Here is a 19352-nt window from a genome sequence, read left to right as displayed (position 1 = left end):
CGGTCGTCGACCTTTCATGCGTGCCGCGCGGCTGTCATGAGGCGACGGTAATGCCGACGCGCAGGCATGCCCTTTGCGATCGACCTCTCGGCCCCGCCATCACGGGCATCGACGGCTCGTTACGCCGCCGCCGCTCGAAGCGCGAGTGCTTTCATTTGTCTTTCGTCTTCGTTTCGCCCGAAATCCGATTCGCGACGTTCACATTTCTGGCCCATACTGTTCTGCACGGGCAGATGAAGTGTCACCGCATCAGCGGCCCGGCGCGCGCGCCGGCTGCCCGACGACGCAGCATTGAAGGTCGCACGTCAGCCGCGCGCATCCGAGCGCAAGGCTTTCCTTTTTCCGGCAACGCAACGCAGCGAATCGCGACGTGGACGGTAAACCGATGAGCCTCCTTGCATCCCAGCTTCAGCGCCGTTATCAGGACGTGCGCGCCCATAGCGTCGCGTTGACGGCGACGCTGTCCGCCGAAGACCAGGCCGTGCAGTCGATGCCCGATGCGAGTCCGGTGAAATGGCATCTCGCGCATACGACCTGGTTCTTCGAAACCGTCGTACTGATGCGCCGCGTGCGCGGTTACGCGCCGTTCGACGACGCGTTCCAGTTCCTCTTCAATTCCTATTACGAAGCGCTCGGCCCGCGCCATCCGCGGCCGCAGCGCGGGCTGCTCACGCGTCCGTCGCTCGACGAGGTGCATGCGTACCGTCGGTACGTCGACGACGCGATGCTGCGCGCGCTCGACGGCGCCGATCCGACGATGCTCGCCGCGATCGCGCCCGAGATCGAACTCGGCCTGCATCACGAACAGCAGCATCAGGAGCTGATCGTCACGGACATGCTGCATGCATTCTCGTGCAACCCGCTGAAGCCCGCGTTCCGGCCGCGCAATGGCACCGACGGGCATGCGGCCCTGGCCGCGGGCGATGCCGGCCCGTTGCGCTGGCTGCAACAGCCGGGCGGACTCGTCGAGATCGGCCACGACGGCGACACGTTCTCGTTCGACAACGAACGGCCGCGCCATACGGCGCTCGTGCGTCCGTTCGAGATCGCGAACCGTCTCGTGACGAATGCCGAATTCGCGGCCTTCATCGCGGACGGCGGCTACGCACGCCCTGAATACTGGCTGTCGGACGGCTGGGCGACGGTGCAGCGGGAAGGGTGGCGAGGGCCCGCTTACTGGATTTCCGACGACGACGGTGAGCCGGAAACCGTACACGCATGGCGCGCGTTCGGCCTGCACGGCGTGGAGCCGCTCGCGCCCGATGCGCCCGTGTGTCACGTGAGCTTCTACGAAGCGGCCGCGTACGCGGAGTGGGCCGGTGCACGCCTGCCGACCGAATTCGAATGGGAAGCCGCAGTCGGCGCGGACGGTATTCAGCAGATGCTCGGGCACGTGTGGCAATGGACGCGTTCGTCCTACGAGCCGTATCCGGGCTTTCGGCCGCTCGCGGGAGTCGCCGCCGAATACAACGGCAAGTTCATGGTGGGCCAGCAGGTCCTGCGCGGCAGCAGCATCGCGACGCCGCCGGGGCACGAACGGCCGACGTACCGCAATTTCTTTCCGCCGGCCGCGCGCTGGCAATTCACGGGAGTGCGACTTGCGCGAGACGTCTGATCTGACGGCCACGAGCGGTGGCCTGCAACCCGCCCGCGATTCGCGGCCGAGCGCGTTCGAGCGCGATCTGATCGACGGACTGTCGCGCACGCCGCGCAGCATTTCGCCGAAATACTTCTACGATGCGGCCGGCTCGGCGTTGTTCGACCGCATCTGCGAGTTGCCCGAGTACTACCCGACACGCACGGAACTCGGCATCCTGCGCGATCGCGCGGCCGAGATCGTGCGGCGCGTCGGCCCGCATGCGGACATCGTCGAATTCGGCGCGGGCTCGCTCGAGAAGATCCGCGTGCTGCTCGACGCGTGTGCGGACAACTACGCGAACGCGCCGGCGCGCTACGTGCCGATCGACATCTCGGCCGACTACCTGCACGGCGCCGCCGCGCGGCTGCGTGCCGCGTATCCGTGGCTCGACGTCGCGCCGATCGCGGCCGACTACACGAAGGCCGAGCAACTGGCCGAACTGACGGAGACGCCGCGCCGGCGCATCGGCTTCTTCCCCGGCTCGACGATCGGCAACTTCTCACCCGAGGAAGCCGACGCGTTCCTGCGCGACGCCGCGCGGCTGTTGCGCGGCGGCGGCCTGCTGGTCGGCGTCGATCTCGTCAAGGACGCGCGCACGCTGCATCGCGCGTACAACGACGCGCAGGGCGTGACTGCGCGGTTCAACCTGAACCTCCTCGCTCGCGCGAACGCCGAGCTCGGCGCGGACTTCGATCTCGACGCGTTCTCGCATTACGCGTTTTACGACCGGGAACGGCAGCGCATCGAGATGCATCTCGTCAGCGATATCGCGCAAGCGGTGCACGTGCGTGGCCACGCATTCCGCTTCGAGGCGGGCGAGCACATCCACACGGAGAACTCGCACAAGTTCACGATCGACGGCTTCCATGCGATCGCGCGCCGGGCGGGCTTCGAGCCCGACACCGTGTGGACCGACGCGGACAATCTGTTCAGCGTGCACTGGCTGCGCAGCGTCGACGATATCCGCGCGTGACGTCGTTCGATCGGCGCGCACGGCGTGCGTCGCCGGCGCGCTTTTCGGCAAAAATTCCCGCCTTTGCCGATTCGATGCGCCGTCGCAACGGCGTGTCGAATCGCCCGCCACCCTTGTCCTGCAAGGCTTTGCGCCTCCCCGTAAACGTCCGTTACCGGTCTCGCAGACCGGTTTCACCTGTGTCGGCGCCCCGTGCCTAGACTCCGAACCGTAGTCACATGACGCACGACACGTGCAGGGAGTCGCGAAATGAGCAAGAAACTTATCCTCGGTGCAGTTCTCGGTGTAGCGGCGCTGGCAGCTTCGGGTGTCGCATCGGCCCATGTCGACCTGTCGGTCGGGATCGGTGTGCCGGGCGTTTATGAGGCGCCGGCGCCGGTCTACGTGGCGCCGCCTCCGCCGGTGATGTACGCGCCGGTGGGTTACCGCGACGACGACTGGCGTGCGCGTCAATGGCGTGAACACGAGTGGCGTCGCCGTGAATGGCGCGAGCACGAGTGGCGCGAGCGCGCCTGGCGTGACGGCGACGGCTGGCGCGGCCGCTGGAATTGAACCGGGCGACCGGCTCACGAGAATACTGATCACGACGACAAGAGGAGAGTGATCGCATGATGCCCATTCGACACATCAGGTCGTGCGCGGCGGCCGTCGTCGTTGCGCTCGCAACGATCGGCAGCGCGCACGCGGCGGGCTGCATGAAGGGCGCGGTGGTGGGCGGCGTCGCCGGCCACTACGCGGGACATCACGCCGTGGTCGGCGCGGTCGGCGGCTGCATCGTCGGCCACCACATGGCGAAGAAGCACGAGCAGGAGGTGGCGGCGCAGCGCAAGGCCGCCGCGCAGGGCGTACAGCCGGCGCAGTAAGCGCGCACAACGGCGGAAACGGCGAGACGGTGCCGTTCCCGCCTTTCATCTCCCTTCGTCCGACGACGGCCGGCCACGCAGTCCGCGCACGCGTCCGGCATAGCGCATATTGATCTGACGAATGCGCATCTCGCGCACCGTTACGATCATTTACAACGTCGAGTCGCGCGGAAACCGCGTGTTCCTAGAATGCAATCATTCGAACACGCTCCAGGGAGCAAACAATGAAAACGCAACGATATCTGTCTGTACTGGCCGCCGCGCTCCTCGCACTCGGTGCCGTTTCCGCGAATGCGGCAGCAGGCGGCAACGGTGGTGGTGGCGGCAACGGTGGTGGTCACGGTGCCGGCGGCATGGGTGGCAACGCGGGCGGCATGTCCGCCGGCCACATGAGCGGCGAAGCACTGAGCAACTCGAACAGCGTGCACGCGGGCGACCGCGACAAGGGCCTCGCACGCGCAGCCGACCGCTCCGACACGATCGCCGATCGCGCAGGCACGCAGCCGGGTCACGGTCACGCGCATACGCACGGCCATACCGCGCATGCGTCGACGTCCACGCATCACGCACATCGCAACGCATTCGGCCGCACGCTGTAACTGCGGCGCACGCATGTGGAGAAAGGGCGCTTCGGCGCCCTTTTTCGTGGCGGGGAGAAAACGGAGGTGCTGCGCACCGCGATCGCATCGACCCCGATTTGCAACCAGCCGTAACCACACGCGCGAACCCGCGAGGATACGAATCGCTTTCATCCGTATGACAAGCGGATTCATCGCAGCCGGATCGATGAAACGAAAAAAAGGGCGGCTCGTCGCCGCCCTTCGTTTCAGCGTCCCGCGCCCGCCAGCGGCGCGACGGCTGTGACCGGCTCGAACAACGCATCGGCCTGCCTGACGCGCACGAATCGCGCGGCCTCTCCGCCGTCCACCAGCGCACGGAAATGCGCCTCGCCGCACACGAGCTTCGCGCGCTCGTGCTCGCTCGTCACGTCGCCGTCGGCATTCGGCGTATCGACGACGAAATACAGCCGCTCGCCGCCGTCCTGCTCCGCGAGCACCGCCCAGTCCGGGTGATAGCTGCCGAGCGGCGTCGGCACGCGGAACCACGCGGGCAGCTTCGCGTACAGCTTCACGCCGTCGTGCGCTTCGAGCGCATCGGCGAACGCACGCTCCGCGTCGGTCTCGCACACGACGGCCTCGTGGATCGACTTCCGCGCATCGGGCCGCAGATTGCGCAGATAGCCGGTCAGCGCCTCGCTTTCGAACGACTCGAGCGCATGCACGTGGCGCTCGCCGAGCTTGCGGTACGCGATGCCCGCAACCAGCGCGAGCCGCTTGCAGCGGTTGATCGCCTCGGCGGCCAGCGCGATGAACTGCTGCGGATTCACGCGGAAATCGTCGAGCCGGCCGCTGTCGGCCAGGATCGTCGCGAGCGAGCGGCGCGTGAGCTGCGTGCGGTCCTGCAGTTCGGTGAGCAGGTCGGGCAGCGGCAACTCGCCTTCGTCGATCAGCACCGTGCCGGCGCCCGCCACCTCGATCGCCTCGATGCCGGCCTTGCCGATGTCGATCTCGGCCTTGCGCCATTGCAGCCGTGCGCGCGCGATGTCCGGCGCGTCGCGCAGCGCGGCCGTGCAATCGCGCACGAGCTTCGCGTTGTCGAACTCGACGCTGTACACGGTGCGATGGCGGATGCGGTCCCACAACGCGCGGAAGTCGTCGCCGAACACGACGGCCTTGCCCGAAGCATCGCGCCGCAACGCGATCGCGCGACGCTCGTCCGCATTGCGCACCGCGAAGCGGCCCGACAGCTTGCGCAGCGTCGCGACGATCGGCGCGCGCAGCGTCTCGAACGCATCGGGCAGCACGAGCGCGCTCTGGCGCAGCGCATCCTTGAGCCGGTCGAGCACCTTGCCCTGCGCGTCGACGTAGCCCTGCTCATGCAGATGCGTCCACAGCACGCGTGACAGCTCGATGCCGAGCGCGTGCGCGGGCCCGTCGCCTTCCTGCAGCGGCAGTGCCGCGAACTGGTGCTCCTCGACGATCCCGAAGCGAATGCCCGTATCGGCCTCGATTTCCTTCTGCAGGTTCTCCGCGAACGACTCGTAGCGCTCGGTCGCGATCACGGTGAGCGTGTTGACGCCCGGGTCGCGCACGCGTTCGCCGTCCTGGTCGACCGCGAGGCGCAGCCCGCGGCCGAGCGTCTGGCGACGCTCGCGTTCGGTCTGGATGTCGCGCAGCGTGCAGATCTGGAACACGTTCGGGTTGTCCCAGCCTTCCTTCAGCGCCGAATGCGAGAAGATGAACTTCAGCGGCGTGTCGAACGACAGCAGCGCTTCCTTCTCGCGCATGATGAGGCCGTACGCGCGCTCCGCGTTCTCGCGCGCCGCGGCGCTGCTTTCGCTCGTGTCGGTCCAGCCGCCCTTGCGGTCGATCGAGAAGTAGCCGTTATGTGCGCGCTCGACTTCGAGCGCGACGTCGACGCCGTCGAACAGCGCACGGTAGGCCGGCACGCGCGCCGCGCGCGCATATTCCTCTTCGAAGATCAGCGCGTAGTCGCCCTTCACGGGCATCCCGTTTTCGTCGTAGCGGCGATAGCGCTCGACCGAATCGACGAAGAACAGCGACAGCACCTTCACGCCGCGCTCGGCCAGACGCAATTCCTTGTCGAGATGCTCGCGGATCGTGCGGCGGATCATCTCGCGCTGCACGGCGAGCGTGTCGATGTCGCCGAACGCCTCGCCGAGCGACAGGAACGCCTCGCCTTCCGGATGGCGCAGCTCGACGTATTCGGCACCCTTCACCGCATGCACCTCGCCGATTCGCAGCCCCGCGTACAGCGCGCGCCTGGTCAGGCGTTCGAGATCGTCGCCGTCGGTCGCCGACACGATCTGGCGCTTCACGCCGGCCGCGGTCGCGACGTCGAGCTCGATGCGCGCGCTGATCGCGCCGCGCCGGTTCGACACGCCGACGAGCCGCACGTACGGCTTGTTGTGCGCATCCTCGACGATCGCCGACGCGATCTCGATCTGCTTGACGAGCTTGCGCTCGTACGCGTCGACCGCGTCGAGCCGGTACACCATGTGGTGGCGGTCGACGTGCGTCGCCGAATAGCGCAGCGTGCAGAGCGGCGCCATCGCGGCGAGCGCTTCGCGCCCGCGCCCCTCGAGCCCGCCGTCGACGCTTTGCGGCTCGTCGACGATCACGATCGGCCGCGTCGCGCGGATCAGGTCGATCGGCTTCTCGCCGCCGGTCTTCTCGCTGTCCTTGTAGAGGTTGTTGATCTCTTTCTTGTTGATCGCGGCGACCGTCATCACCATGATCTGGATCGCCGCGCTCGCCGCGAAGTGGCGCACCTGGCCGAGCTTCGCGGAGTCGTACAGGAAATAGTCGTACGGCACGCCCGCGTACAGCGCGCGGAAATGGTCCTCGGTGATCGAGAGCGTCTTGTGCACGCCTTCCTTGATCGCGATCGACGGCACGACGATCACGAACTTCGTGAAGCCGTAGCGGCGGTTCAGCTCGAAGATCGTGCGCAGGTACACGTAGGTCTTGCCGGTGCCGGTCTCCATCTCGACGGTGAAGTCGCGCGAGCCGGGCAAGCCGGACGGCGGCAGCCCGCCGCGCAGCTGCACGTCGGCGAGATTGCGCGCGAGCGCGTCGTCGGTCAGCGACAGCCGGTTGCCGACGCCTTGCTCCGACACCGCGAAGCCGAGCGAGCCTTGCGCGGCGGCCGTCGTGCCGGGCGCGGCGTTCGCGAGCACGCTGAAGTCGCCGCGATACGATTCCTGGCCGCGAAACAGGTCGCAGACGGCGTCGATCGCCTCGCGCTGGTAGTCGAGATCCGCTTCGAAATGCAGCCGCATCACAGGCTCCGCACGCGCTTCACGCCGTGCTGTTCGAGCAGCGCGGCGAGATTGAGCTTCGCGACGTCGTCGACGAAGCCGCTGTCGCGGAACAGGCACGTGACGTCGCGCGTCGCGCCGGTCGCGTCGAGCAGCTCGACGATGCCGTCGGCGAGCGGGCCCGCGTCGTCGCGCGAAATGCGCGCATCGAAGCACGCGACGATCGAGCGGCCGATCAGGTGCACGGTCTTGCCCGCGACCTGGTGATGCCCGACCGGCGTGCACAGGTCGAGGCCGAGCTTCAGCGTCAGCTCGGCGAGCAGGTCGTCCTCGCTGCGGCCGGTCTTCACGTGCTCGACGGACGCGAAGAGCGCGTGGTCGAAGTCGTCGCGGCGCGGGTCCCACTCGATCACGTTGGTCGTGTCGAGCCGGTACACGCGGAAACCGAGATCGCCATAGCTTTCCGGATAGTCGCGCGCGACCTGCTGCGCGGTGCGGCGCAGGCGTTCCTTCGTGATTTCCGCGAGCGTGAGCGGCTTCTTCAGCTTCGCGCAGAAATCGGCGGCCGCCAGCTGCGTCTTGTCGCGGCGGTCGAGCGCCTCGGGCAGCTGCACGAGGATGTAGCGGCGCGCGCCGCCGTCGGTCGCGTTCACCTGCATCACCGCGTGGCCGGTCGAGCCGGAGCCGGCGAAGCAGTCGAGCACGATGTCGTCGCCGCGCGTGCACCAGCCGATCACGGCCGCCGCGAAATCGACCGGCTTCGGCTGGTCGAACGGGATGCCGAGCGTCTTCAGCAGCGCGTCGTCGGAGCCGGCGAACGGCAGCACCGACGGCACGTTCTCGTACATGTTCTCGTCGAGGTAGTAGATCCGCTGCGGCTGCGTGGTTTCATCCGGACCGAATTCGATCTGGCCGCGCTCGATCAGCGCCTGCATCGTCGCGGGCGGGTTGCGCCAGCCGCGCGCCGGCATCGCGCACGGCTTGCCGGTGACCGGGTGGATCAGCGGCGTGAAATACTCTTCCGGCGCCTTCTTCTTGTTCGGCCACGCCATCGACACGAGGCGGTACACGCGCCCGTCGGCCGACAGCCGGTCGTACATCACCTCGCCGCCCGACAGGTTGGTCTGCGCCTTCATCCACGCGCGGTAGGCCTTTTGCGCGTCCTTCGCGTTGCCGCTGCGGTACACCGCGTCGTGCGCGGCATCCAGCATGCGCTGCGCGTTGCGCTTCGGGCGCTTCAGCGGCGCCTGCTCGAGCAGCGTCTCGGCGTTGCGCGCGAACAGCACGAGCGATTCGTGCTGGTACGCGACGCCGCGCGCATCGCCTTTCGGGTTGCGCTTGTCCCACACGGCGACGCCGAGCTCGTTCTCCTCGCCGAAGATCTCGCGCAGCATCAGCACGAGCGCGTGCACTTCATGCTCGTCGATGTGCACGGCGATCAGCCCTTCGTCGGACAGCAGCGCGTGCGCGAGCTTCAGGCGCGGATACATCATGTTCAGCCAGTCGGTGTGGAACCGGCCGTTCGCCTCGGTGTTGGTGCTGCGCTTCACGCCGCCGTCGGTCTGGCCCGTCATCGCCAGGTAGTGGCGGATGCTGTCGCTGAAGTCGTCCGGATAGACGAAATCGCTGCCGGTGTTGTACGGCGGGTCGATGTAGACGAGCTTCACCTTGCCCGCGTAGCTCTTGTGCAGCAGCTTCATCACGTCGAGGTTGTCGCCCTCGATCACGAGATGGCGCGTGTCGTCCCACGCGACGCTGTCGCCGGGGCACGGACGCAGCGTGCCCGTCGACGGCGTGAGCGCGGCCTGGCGCGCGCTGCGCTTGCCGTGCCAGTGGAAGCCGTAGCGCTCGTCGGCGTCGCCGACGGTGCGCTCGCCGACCAGCGCCTTCAGCACGTCGACGTCGACCGACGCGCCGTCCGGGCCTTCGGTCACGAGTTCGGGGAACAGCGCCTTCAGGCGCGCGACGTTGTCGGCGGTGAAATCCGTCGACATCGCCTGCGGGCTCGCCGCATCGAGTTTCTGCATCGTTTTTTCCATCGGAGCCCGGCCGCGTGCGCCAGGACGTCGGGCGCACTCACGGCACCGGCGGCAATGGCCACCCGGGCAAACCCGAAACGCTATCGAGTCGGTCGGCGCAGGTCAAGCACCGATGCGAGGCGATCGTGCGTGCATCGGCCGCGATCGCCCGTCCCACGGGCCGCAAGCGGCTTCGGGCCGGTTGTCGCGGCGCCGGCCGACCGCCGTGTCACGGGGGCCCAGCACGGGCCGAAAACGACGAAAAAAAGGGCACGGTCGGCGCAATGCGCCGACGTGCCCGCATGGAGAATCCCGAACGAAGGGCACGGCGGGGCGCGGCGCGCCCCGGCCGCGGGGTCAGAAGCGCGTGCGGATGCCCGAGGTCAGTTCGAGCTGGTTCTTCGCGCCGAACGTCGACGACACCTTGTAGCCGCCATGCAGCTTCATGTAGTCGCCGGCCAGGTACAGTTCGGTGCGCTTGCTCAGGTGATAGAACACCGACCCGTAGATCGTCTCCTTGAAGCCGTTGCCGACGCCGTTGGTCAGGCTGAATGCGCCGAGGTTCGCGTTCGGCGTGAAGCCGTCGGCGTTGTACGCGGCGTTCTTGACGCGCATCTGCTGGTAGCCGAGCTCGTAGTCGAGCGCGCCCTTCGGCGCGATCTTCATCGACACGGTCCACGAATCGTCGTGGCGCTGGCCGAGCGAGCCCTGGTCGCCGTTGTAGCGGAAGTAGCCGGCATTCAGGCGCACGATGCTGAACGAGTAGTCGCCGCCGACCGAGAACGTCTGGTTCCTGAAGCCGTTGTGGTTCACGTGGTTGTAGAAGCCCGACACGGCGAACGGCCCGCCGTTGTAGCCGAGCGCGACCTGGTATGCGGAGCCGGTCGCGAACGAGGTCGAGTTGCTGAACTGGTAGCCGGCGCTCGCGAAGATGCCGTTGCTGAACAGCTTCTTCCACGCGAGGCCGTTGTTGTAGCGCGTGCCGGTCGGGCCGGCCGCGTAGAAGATCATCTGCTTGAAGTTGTTCGAGTTGGTCCAGCCGCCTTCCTCGGTCGTGAGCTTCGCGGAACCGTACGCGTCGCCGTAGATCGCCGATGCGTCGCGCGCGATCGTATTCTGGAAGCCGGCCGTCAGCTTACCGAAGCGCTCGTCCTCGACGCCAACCCACGCGTCGCGGTCGAAGATCTGGCCTTCGTCTTCCATCTGGCCGTTCGCGACCACGAATTCGCTTTCGAGGCGGAAGATGATCTTCGTGCCGCCGCCGATGTCCTCTGCGCCTCGCAGGCCCCAGCGGCTGCCGCTGAACCACGGTTCGCCCTCGTTGCCCATGCCGATCACATGATTGCCGTTCGCGTCGGCGTGGGTCCGGTAGGTCGGAAAGCTCAGGTCCATCAGGCCATAGAGCTGCACGCTCGACTGCGCGTGCGCCTGGGTGCCGGCGCACAGGCCTGCCGCCGCGATGGAAAGGGCAAGGGTTTTTCGTTTCAAGATCGTCTCCTCCGAGCTGCCGCATTGAAATCTGTTTGTTGGCAGTACGTAATGTATGCCAGCTGTTGCCGGCCACAGCGAGGGGGCCGACATGTAGCATCGTAGAGGGTGAAATCCTTCACGCCGCTTTCCCGGAGGAAAGAATCGGATCGGTGAAAACACCGAACGCGCAATAATCGCGAATCGGGCAGGCGGGCGGACGCGGGCGCCTGCCGACACGTTACGTGCTACGAATCGACGCCGGAGGCGGGGCCGTCAGTCCTGCGCGTTCTTCTCGCGCAGGATGTAGCCGAGCCCGCGCAGCGTGATGATCTCGGCCGTGCTGCCCGCGAGATGCTTGCGCAGCCGGTGGATATAGATGTCGATCGCATCCGCGCTCGGTTCGTCGTCGAGGGCGAACACGCTGTCCATCAGCCGCGCCTTCGACACCGTCTTGTTTTGCTGCAGCATCAGCGTTTCGAGAATCGCATGCTCGCGGCGGCGCAGCGCGAGCACCGCGTCGCCGCAACGGAATTCGCGCGTGCCGAACGCATAGACGAGATCGCCGCATACGAGCTGCGTCGTGCCCACACCGGCCTGCCGGCGGATCAGCGCGCGGATCCGCGCGACCAGTTCGCGCGATTCGAACGGCTTGACCACGTAGTCGTCGGCGCCCGCGCCGAAGCAGTCGACCTTGTCGTCGACCGAGCCGTGCGCGGTCAGCATCAGCACCGGCACGTTGTCGTTGCGGCGCCGCAATCGCGCGAGCACTTCCTTGCCGCTGATGCCGGGCAGCCGCATGTCGAGCAGCACCGCGTCGTAGCGTTCGGTTTTCAGTACCGTGTCCGCGCGTTCGCCGTCGCCGACGCAGTCGACCGCGAAATCCTCGCCGCGCAGCAGGTTCACGATCCAGTGCGCGAGTTCGGCGTTGTCTTCGACCAGCAGGAGTTTCATGGCGACTTCTCTTCAGGCGTATGCGGGCAGCCGCACGGTCACGACGATACCGCGATTGCCGGCCCCCGGTGCGAGCGACGCGCTGCCGCCGTGCGCCTGCGCGATCTCGCGGACGATCGCGAGGCCCAGGCCCGAGCCTTCGGTGTCGGCCGACACGCGGTAGAACCGCTTGAACACGTGCGGCCGCGCTTCGGCCGGAATGCCGGGGCCGTTGTCGACCACGTCGAGCACGACGGCGTCGCCGTCGCGCCGCGCGGCGACCGTCACGCAGCCGCCCGGTTGCGTATAGCGCACCGCGTTGTCGACGAGGTTCATCACCAGCGCGGTCAGCAGGCTGTCGCTGCCCGCGACGTCGAGCCGTTCGCCGAGATCGGCGCCGAGGTCGATGTCGCGCTGCTGCGCGAGCACGATCGTTTCCTCCAGCACGCTCGATACGACGGCGGCGAGATCGACGCGATGCGTGAGCAGCGTCGACGGCGTCGCTTCCGCGTGCGCGAGCAGCAGCAGCTTGTCGGTCACGTCGGCCATCTTGCGGCTGCTGCGCTGCATGCTGTCGAGCACCGACGCGAGTTCCCCGTCGTTGTGCTCGCGCTGCCGCGCGTACTGGATCTGCGTATCGAGCACGGCGATCGGCGTGCGCAACTGGTGCGCGGCGTCGGCGATGAAGCGGCGCTGCGTGGCCGTGTGCGTATTGAGCCGCGCGATGCACTGGTTGATCGCGTCGACGATCGGCCGCAGCTCGTGCTGCAGCCGCTCCGGGCGAATCGGCTCCAGCTCCATCGGCCCGCGGTCGGCGACGTCGTCCTTCAGCTTCATCAGCGGGCGCAGCTCGAGCGTGAGGCCGAGATAGACGAGCACGATCGCGAGCACCAGCATCAGCGACAGGCGCACGAGCTGCGGCCGCCAGATCGTCGCGACCATCGCATCGTGCGAGCGCGTCGTTTTCGCGACGATCACCGTGACCGTCTCGATCTTGCCCTCGTTGTACAGCTGGCGGTCGTAGACCACCGCGCGCAGCGGCACGTCGTCGAGCGCCGTGTCGTACAGCGTCGGCTCGATGCCGTGCCGCTCGGGCAGGGCGAGCGCCGGATTGCCGGCGAGCAGCCGCTCGCGGCTGTCGATCACCTTGTAGTAGACCGAATCGGCCGACGGCGACTCGAAGATCTCCAGCGCGGCGGGCGGCACGTCGGCCGCGAGATAGCCGTCGCGCCATTCGACGTCCTCGCCGATCGTGCGCGCGGACGCGACGAGCGCGCTGTCCTGCACGAGCCCGGCCGTGGTCCGCGCGGTGTCGTACGACATCGCGCCCGCGATCAGCACGAACACCGCGAGCGGCAGCAGCAGCCACCACAAGAGCCGTCCGCGCAGGCTGTGCGCCATTCCTTCTCCTCAATGCCGAACCGCGCCGGGGCAACCGGCGCGGTTCGGGCGTGTGATCCGATGCGTGCGCTGCTCAGAACGCGGCGGGGCGCCACTTGAGCAGGCGCTTCTCGAGCCAGGTCAGCAGATAGTCGGCGGCCAGCGCGACCACGGCCAGCACGATCATCGCCGCGAACACGCCGCTCGCGTTGAACGCGCCCTGGGCGGTGGAGATTAGCAGGCCGATGCCCTGCTTGGAACCCAGGAATTCGCCGACGACCGCACCGACCAGCGCGAAGCCGAAGCTCACGTGCAGGCTCGCGAGAATCCACGAGAGCGCGGACGGGATCACGACCGACGTGGTGATCTGCCGGCGCGACGCGCCGAGGATCTGCGCGTTCGCGATCAGGTAGCGGTCGGCTTCGCGCACGCCCTGGAACGCGTTGCCGAACACGACGAAGAACACCATCACGACGGCCAGCGCGATCTTCGACGCCATCCCGAGGCCGAGCGCGATCACGAACACCGAGCCCAGCACGACGCGCGGGATCGAGTTCGCGATCTGGATGTACAGGCCGAACACGTCGGCCATCAGCTTGTTGCGGCCGAGCACGATCCCGCAGATCACGCCGGCGACCGAGCCGATCAGGAAGCCGATCGTGGTTTCCTCGAGCGTCACCCAGACCTGCGTGAGCAGCGGCCCCTGCGACGTGCCGTTGACGAACCAGTCCTGGATCTGCGCGAAGATCAGCGTCGGCTGCGAGAAGAAGAACGAATCGATCCACTTGAGCCGCGCGGCGAGTTCCCAGCCGCCCAGCACGACGACGAGCACGGCGATCCGCAGGCCGATGATCAGTTGCCGGCGGCGGCGCAGCCGGGTTTGAGCGGCGCGCGACTCGTCCTCGAGCGACGTTGCCGGAATGGCGGTGGGGGGAAGCGTCATGTCGGTCATGCTCCTGTCCTGTCCTTGCTGCTGTCAGCCGATCTGCACTTCTTCGCGCAGGTCGTGCCAGATGTCCTTGGAAATTTCGATGAAGCGCGTGTCGTAGCGAATCTCCGACGTGACGCGCGGGCGCGGCAGGTCGATCTCGTACACGCGCTTGAGCGTCGCGGGGCGTGCGGTCAGCACGAACACGCGGTCGGCGAGCGCGATCGCCTCCTCGAGGTCGTGCGTGACGAACACGACCGAGCCCTTGTTCGCGGACCACAACTGCAGCAGCTCGTCCTGCATCAGCGTGCGCGTCTGCATGTCGAGCGCCGAGAACGGCTCGTCCATCAGCAGGATTTCCGGCTGGTTGATGAAGGTTTGCGCGAGCGCGACGCGCTTGCGCATCCCGCCGGAGAGCTGATGCGGGTAGTGCTTCGTGAACTTGTCGAGGCCGACCTTGCGGATCCATTCCTCGGCCTGCGCGTACGCGACGTCCTTCGAGCGGCCGCGAAACAGCGGGCCTGCCGCGACGTTGTCGATTACGTTGCGCCACGGGAATACCGCGTCGGCCTGGAACACGAAGCCGATGCGCGGGTCGATCCCGTCGACCGGGCGGCCCATCACGCGCACCTCGCCCGACGCCGGCTTGAGCAGGCCGGTGATGAGGTTCAGCGTGGTCGACTTGCCGCAGCCGGTCGGCCCGACGATCGCGATGAACTCGCCGCGCGCGACGTTCATGCTGAAGTCGCGCAGCGCGACGGTGGCCTTGCCTTCCGGCGAAATGAAGCGGCACGACACATTGCGAAACTCGATCGCCGGTGTGCTCGGGGAAACTGCCTGATTCATCGCATTCGTCCTGCGGGTGAGGAGGGCGCCGCATCGTGGCGACGCCGGGCCGGTCAACCGGGCCGGAACGGGGAACGCGCGGCGGCGGGATCGCCGCCGCCGGCGCCTGTATCGCTCTCGATTACTTCGCGTTCACGAAATCGTTGGTGTAGGTGCGCGCCAGGTCGATGTGCTTGCCCTTCACCGACGGGTTGAACGCCGACAGCACCTTCAACACAGTTGCCGGGCCGTCGGCCGGCATCTTCGCGTCGGCCGTGTACATCGGCAGCGACGCCTTCAGCGCCGACACATACAGCGCCTTGTCCTTCTGGTAGTCGGCCGGCATCTTCGCGGCGATTTCCTCCGCGCTGTGCGTGTGGATGAACTGCATCGTCTTCGCGAACGCGTGCGCGAGCTTGGTCGCTTCGGCCTTGTGCGAATCGGCCCACGCCGACTGCACGTACAGGCTCGCGGCCGGATAGGTGCCGCCGAGCGCGGCGCGCGTGCCTTCCAGCGTGCGCAGGTCGACCAGCACCTTCGCGTCGCCCATCTTCTCGAGCGCGGACACCGTCGGCTCGGTCGTCATGCCGGCGTCGATGCGGCCCTGCTTGATCGCGGCGATGAAGCTCGCGTCGGCGCCGACCGGCAGCATCGTGTACTGCGTCGACGTCACCCCGTGCTGCAGCGCGAGGTATTGCGTGAGGAAGCTCGTCGACGAGCCGAGGCCCGTCACGCCGAGCGTCTTGCCTTTCGCGTCGGCCATCGACTTGAAGGTGGGGGCGGCCTTGGTCGACACCATCTCGACCTCGCCCGGCACCTGGCCGAACACGGCGATCGCCTTCACTTCCTTGCCTTTGCTCTGCAGGTCGATCGTATGGTCGTAGAAGCCGACGACGCCCTGCACGGCGCCCGCCAGCAGCTCGTTCTCGGCATCGACGCCGGCCGGCTGCGACAGCAGTTCGACGTCGAGCCCTTCCGCCTTGAAGTAGCCGAGCTCCTGCGTGAGCCGCGCGGGCAGGTAGATCAGCTTGGCGATCCCGCCGACCATGATCGTGACCTTGCCGCCGTCGTCGGCGAAGGCGGGGTGAGCGGCGAGCGCGCAGCTCAGGCTGGCTGCAACGGCGAGGGTGCGCAGGATGGGTCGCATCGGGGTCGTCTCCTTCGTTGTATTCGTTTGGCGCGATGCTTGCTGCATCGTCCTGACGAGTATAGGGAGGCGAAACCTTCCGCTACCTTTCGCGGTCCGGCGATTCCTTTAGGGGTTTTCCAGCAACCTATGACAGCGAGGGGACTCGGAGGCGCCGGAGTTTGTGGCCGCAGCACGTGACTTCATCTCAAAAATTGCGTGTCGTTTTGAAGTTGGGTAGAAGAGAAATATTTCATTTCTCTTACGAGGCGCGTTGTCATGCGAGATGCACTGGGCCGCGACATGGTTCGTCTTGGTGACGTGACCGACCACGGTGGCAAGGTTGTCGAAGCAACCGACGAATTGAAGCACCGTGGGATTGCCGTATCGCTGGACGGCCACGGCGTGATCTGCCCGAAGTGTGGTGGCGTTTTCCCGCTATTGGCGAGCGGCCCGCGCACGCATCGGGGTCGACGCGTGGGTTATCTCGGCGACAAGACCGGTTGCGGCGCCACCGTAATCGGCGCGTGAACGACGGGAGATTGTCAATGACAACACTCAATCAAGCCCGCACGCTGGCGATTTCCGGTGCGGCGCTGCCGACCTATGGCGTTGACGGTTTGCCGGTGTTTGCTCCGGTGCGCCTGCAAGGCACCGAAGCGATCGGTCGCATCGACGCATGCCGCTATCTCGTCACGCTGCGTACCGACGATGCATACGCGTTCTCGCCGAGCGTCACCGCCAATCTGGATCTGGATCGGATAGTCGGCACGGAAGTGACCGTCTCGATCCAGCTCGAGGGCAAGGGGCAATTTGTTTCCGGTCTCGCGGGCAATGCGGGGCTCGGCAACATCGGCGCGGGCATACGCGAGATCACGGCACTGGTTACCGAGGCGCGGGTCGCCGGCGCGGACCGCCATTCGATCCTGTACGAACTCGAACTGCGGCCCTGGCTGTATCGCGCGACGCTCACCCAGGACAGCCGGATCTTCCAGGACATGAGCGTGGTCGAGATCACGGACGCGGTGCTTGCGAAGTACCCGTACCCGGTCGACAAACGTCTGGCCGGCGCGTTCCACGGCCTCTACCCGAAGCGCGACGTGCAGCGCCAGGCGTTCGAGACCGACTGGGCCTTCCTGCAGCGGCTGTGGGAGGAATGGGGCATCTGGTGGTGGATCGACCATGACGGTGGCCACCAGCGGCTCGTGCTGTGCGATACGGTGGGTGGCCACCATTCGCACGGCGCGGCGTATGAGACGGTGCGCTACCTGTCGCCGGACGGCAAGCGAATCGATGAGGAACACATCCATGCGCTGTCGGTGACGAGCCGGCTGACGTCAGGCAGCGTGACGGTAGTGGATTACGACTACACGCGGCCGCGCGCGAATCTCACCGTCACCGAGGAGAGCCAGAGCGAGACCACGTGCGCGGATGGCGAGATCTACGACTGGGGAGACTACAGCCAGCCGCTGGCGGGCTCATCCGGCCTCACGGGAGAAGCCAACCACACCGAGCAGGAGGCACGGCACCTCGCGCGCGTACAACTCGAAGCGAGGCGCTGCGCGGGATTGCGCGCCAACGGTCGGGGTAATCTCCGCGGGTTGACGGTCGGCCGCACCTTCACATTGACTGGCTACTCGCAGCAGGCGGCGAATCGCGAATATTTGGTGGTGTCGTGCCGGCTCGATATCGAGGATGTCGGGGATCGCTCGGGCGCGGGGCAAGCGTATCGGTGCGAAGCGCAGTTCGAGTTGCTGCCCGCGAATGAGCCCTTCCGGCTCGAACGTAGTGTCCAGAAACCGCGCCTGAGCGGGCCCGAAAAGGCAATCGTCGTAGGTCCGGCCGGACAAGAAGTCTGGACCGACCGCTATGGTCGGGTAAAAGTCCAGTTCAAGTGGGACCGCCAAGGCAAATTGGACGAGCACGCGGGCATCTGGCTGCGCGTGCTGTCGCCGTGGCAGGGCGGCGACATGGGGGCGACGCTCCTGCCTCGGATCGGCCACGAAGTGGCGGTGATGCACTACTACGGCGATCCGGACCTGCCGGTGATCGCAGGCAGCCTGGTGAACGCTTTCCGGCAACCGGCGCTGGACCAGCCGGCGAACCAGGCGGTCGCGGTGCTGCGCGGTCGCGAGTTCCATGGCACGGCATCCGGCCATGTCGCGATCGACGATACGCAGGGGCAAATCCAGACGCAGATTGCGAGCGATGCCGGCAGCTCGGTGCTGGCCCTGGGCAACCTCCGGCGCATCGTGCGGAAGACGGGCAGGGCAGACGCGCGCGGAAAGGGCTTCGATCTGCGTACCGATTACTGGGGCGTGGTGCGCGCGCTGATGGGGCTAGTCGTCTCGACCGACGGCCAGCCGAACGGTGCCGGCCAGGCGAAGGAAGTCAAGGCGGGGTTGGGACGATTAACGCGAGCGCGTGAGCTGCAGGAGAGCCTGTCTGGTCTCGCGCAGCAGCACGAGGCGCAGCAGCTCGGCGCGGATCAGAGCGAAGTCGCGAAGGCGATCAAGGCGCGCAACGATGCGATTCGGGGCGATGTGCCGGCGGGCGAGAACGACTTCCCGGAGTTGAAGGAACCGGATCTGGTGCTGGCGAGCGCGGCAGGCGTCAGCGTGGCGGCCGAGCGTAACGCTCACGTGGCGAGCAACGAGGACGTTGCCGTGACGAGCGGCCGTCACGTGGCGCTCGCAGTGGGGCAATCGTTGTTCGCGAGCGTGTCGAACGCGTTCTCGCTATTCGTGCACAAGGCGGGGATGGCGCTGGTCGCGGCCGCCGGGAAGGTACGCATCGAAGCGCAGGCCGACGGCATCGACCTGAAAGCCAGGCAGTCGATTCGCGTGATGAGTACCGCGGACAGCATCCAGCTCCACGCGGCCAAGGAAATCGTACTGCACGCCGGCAGCACCCAAGTGCGCATCAGCGACGAAGGCTACACGGTGCGCACGGCAGGCGCGCACACGATCCATGCGGGCAGCCATCAGACGGACGGACCGCAGGGGACCGGTGGGGGCTTCCCGCCATTCCCGAAGTCCGGGCCGGGCCAGCTCGAAGTGTTGCGCCATTACGTGACGGATGCGCCGGTCGAGAAAAGCACCTTCACGGTCACCGACAGCCTGGGTACCAAGCATAGCGGCACGCTTGATGCGTCGGGCCGAGCGGTCGTGAGTGGTTTGGCCCCGGGTGCGGCCCAGGTGACATACGAACGCGATTCGCATGACTCGTGGGTCATGTCCAGCTATCTCAGACCACCCCGATGGCAGCCCGAAGGCGTGGCCTGATCTGAGCCGCCGTCGCCGCGTCTGACGCCCGATTTCGAATACGCAGAACAACACCAAGAACAACATGGCCAATCC

Annotated in this window: 16 protein-coding genes; 8 read left to right on the top strand and 8 right to left on the bottom strand. The window is 67.0% G+C overall.

Annotated elements, in window-relative coordinates; genetic code table 11:
* The first annotated feature begins 50 nt into the window (after positions 1-50).
* The 6 genes from WS46_RS33785 (at position 51) to WS46_RS12325 (ending at position 4074) form a co-directional block, all read left to right on the top strand.
* The gene (locus WS46_RS33785; protein ID WP_156443127.1) at positions 51-389 is read left to right on the top strand and encodes a hypothetical protein; all 339 of its coding nucleotides are present in this window, start codon (positions 51-53) and stop codon (positions 387-389) included.
* On the top strand, positions 386-1615 hold the full coding sequence (egtB, locus tag WS46_RS12345) for an ergothioneine biosynthesis protein EgtB (RefSeq protein ID WP_059690692.1): 1230 nt from the start codon (positions 386-388) through the stop codon (positions 1613-1615). The genes WS46_RS33785 and egtB overlap by 4 nt, the downstream gene beginning before the upstream one ends.
* A complete protein-coding gene (egtD, locus tag WS46_RS12340) occupies positions 1599-2612 on the top strand; it encodes an L-histidine N(alpha)-methyltransferase (RefSeq protein ID WP_059690691.1) in 1014 nt (337 codons plus the stop codon). The genes egtB and egtD overlap by 17 nt, the downstream gene beginning before the upstream one ends.
* Before the next feature lie 249 nt (positions 2613-2861).
* A complete protein-coding gene (locus WS46_RS12335) occupies positions 2862-3164 on the top strand; it encodes a hypothetical protein (protein ID WP_059531368.1) in 303 nt (100 codons plus the stop codon).
* A 56-nt stretch (positions 3165-3220) separates the two neighbouring features.
* On the top strand, positions 3221-3475 hold the full coding sequence (locus tag WS46_RS12330; protein WP_059690690.1) for a hypothetical protein: 255 nt from the start codon (positions 3221-3223) through the stop codon (positions 3473-3475).
* Positions 3476-3699: 224 nt separating this feature from the next.
* Positions 3700-4074: a hypothetical protein gene (locus tag WS46_RS12325; protein ID WP_059531362.1), complete on the top strand. Its 375-nt coding sequence runs from the start codon at positions 3700-3702 to the stop codon at positions 4072-4074.
* Positions 4075-4301: 227 nt separating this feature from the next.
* Here the strand turns inward: WS46_RS12325 and WS46_RS12320 are convergent, their stop codons facing one another.
* The 8 genes from WS46_RS12320 to WS46_RS12285 all read right to left on the bottom strand — a co-directional run bounded on the left by WS46_RS12320 (position 4302) and on the right by WS46_RS12285 (position 16014).
* Complete coding sequence (locus WS46_RS12320) at positions 4302-7337, bottom strand: type III restriction-modification system endonuclease (RefSeq protein WP_059690689.1); 3036 nt, start codon at positions 7335-7337, stop codon at positions 4302-4304.
* Positions 7337-9343, bottom strand: a complete 2007-nt coding sequence (locus tag WS46_RS12315; RefSeq protein ID WP_257127693.1) for a site-specific DNA-methyltransferase — start codon at positions 9341-9343, stop codon at positions 7337-7339. Before WS46_RS12315 ends, WS46_RS12320 begins: the two co-directional genes overlap by 1 nt.
* A 348-nt stretch (positions 9344-9691) precedes the next feature.
* On the bottom strand, positions 9692-10822 hold the full coding sequence (locus tag WS46_RS12310) for a porin (protein WP_059690688.1): 1131 nt from the start codon (positions 10820-10822) through the stop codon (positions 9692-9694).
* 255 nt (positions 10823-11077) lie between these two features.
* A complete protein-coding gene (locus WS46_RS12305) occupies positions 11078-11755 on the bottom strand; it encodes a response regulator (RefSeq protein WP_059531350.1) in 678 nt (225 codons plus the stop codon).
* A 12-nt stretch (positions 11756-11767) separates the two neighbouring features.
* Positions 11768-13135, bottom strand: coding sequence for a sensor histidine kinase (locus WS46_RS12300; protein ID WP_059690687.1), 1368 nt, complete (start codon positions 13133-13135; stop codon positions 11768-11770).
* 73 nt (positions 13136-13208) lie between these two features.
* Positions 13209-14066 carry an ABC transporter permease gene (locus tag WS46_RS12295; protein WP_107938093.1) on the bottom strand — a complete coding sequence of 286 codons (858 nt, stop codon included), beginning with the start codon at positions 14064-14066 and terminating at the stop codon, positions 13209-13211.
* A 24-nt stretch (positions 14067-14090) separates the two neighbouring features.
* On the bottom strand, positions 14091-14888 hold the full coding sequence (locus tag WS46_RS12290) for an ABC transporter ATP-binding protein (RefSeq protein ID WP_059531344.1): 798 nt from the start codon (positions 14886-14888) through the stop codon (positions 14091-14093).
* Positions 14889-15009: 121 nt separating this feature from the next.
* Positions 15010-16014, bottom strand: a complete 1005-nt coding sequence (locus tag WS46_RS12285; RefSeq protein WP_059690698.1) for an ABC transporter substrate-binding protein — start codon at positions 16012-16014, stop codon at positions 15010-15012.
* Positions 16015-16272: 258 nt separating this feature from the next.
* Between WS46_RS12285 and WS46_RS33780 the strand changes: the two genes are divergently transcribed.
* Both WS46_RS33780 and WS46_RS12280 read left to right on the top strand, forming a co-directional pair.
* Positions 16273-16524, top strand: a complete 252-nt coding sequence (locus WS46_RS33780) for a PAAR domain-containing protein (RefSeq protein WP_082725317.1) — start codon at positions 16273-16275, stop codon at positions 16522-16524.
* 17 nt (positions 16525-16541) lie between these two features.
* Complete coding sequence (locus WS46_RS12280; protein ID WP_059690686.1) at positions 16542-19277, top strand: type VI secretion system Vgr family protein; 2736 nt, start codon at positions 16542-16544, stop codon at positions 19275-19277.
* Positions 19278-19352 lie beyond the last annotated feature (75 nt).

It is taken from the genome of Burkholderia sp. RF4-BP95 (genome assembly GCF_001521985.1).
GTDB lineage: Bacteria > Pseudomonadota > Gammaproteobacteria > Burkholderiales > Burkholderiaceae > Burkholderia > Burkholderia diffusa.
This window is presented reverse-complemented; position numbering and strand designations above follow the sequence as displayed.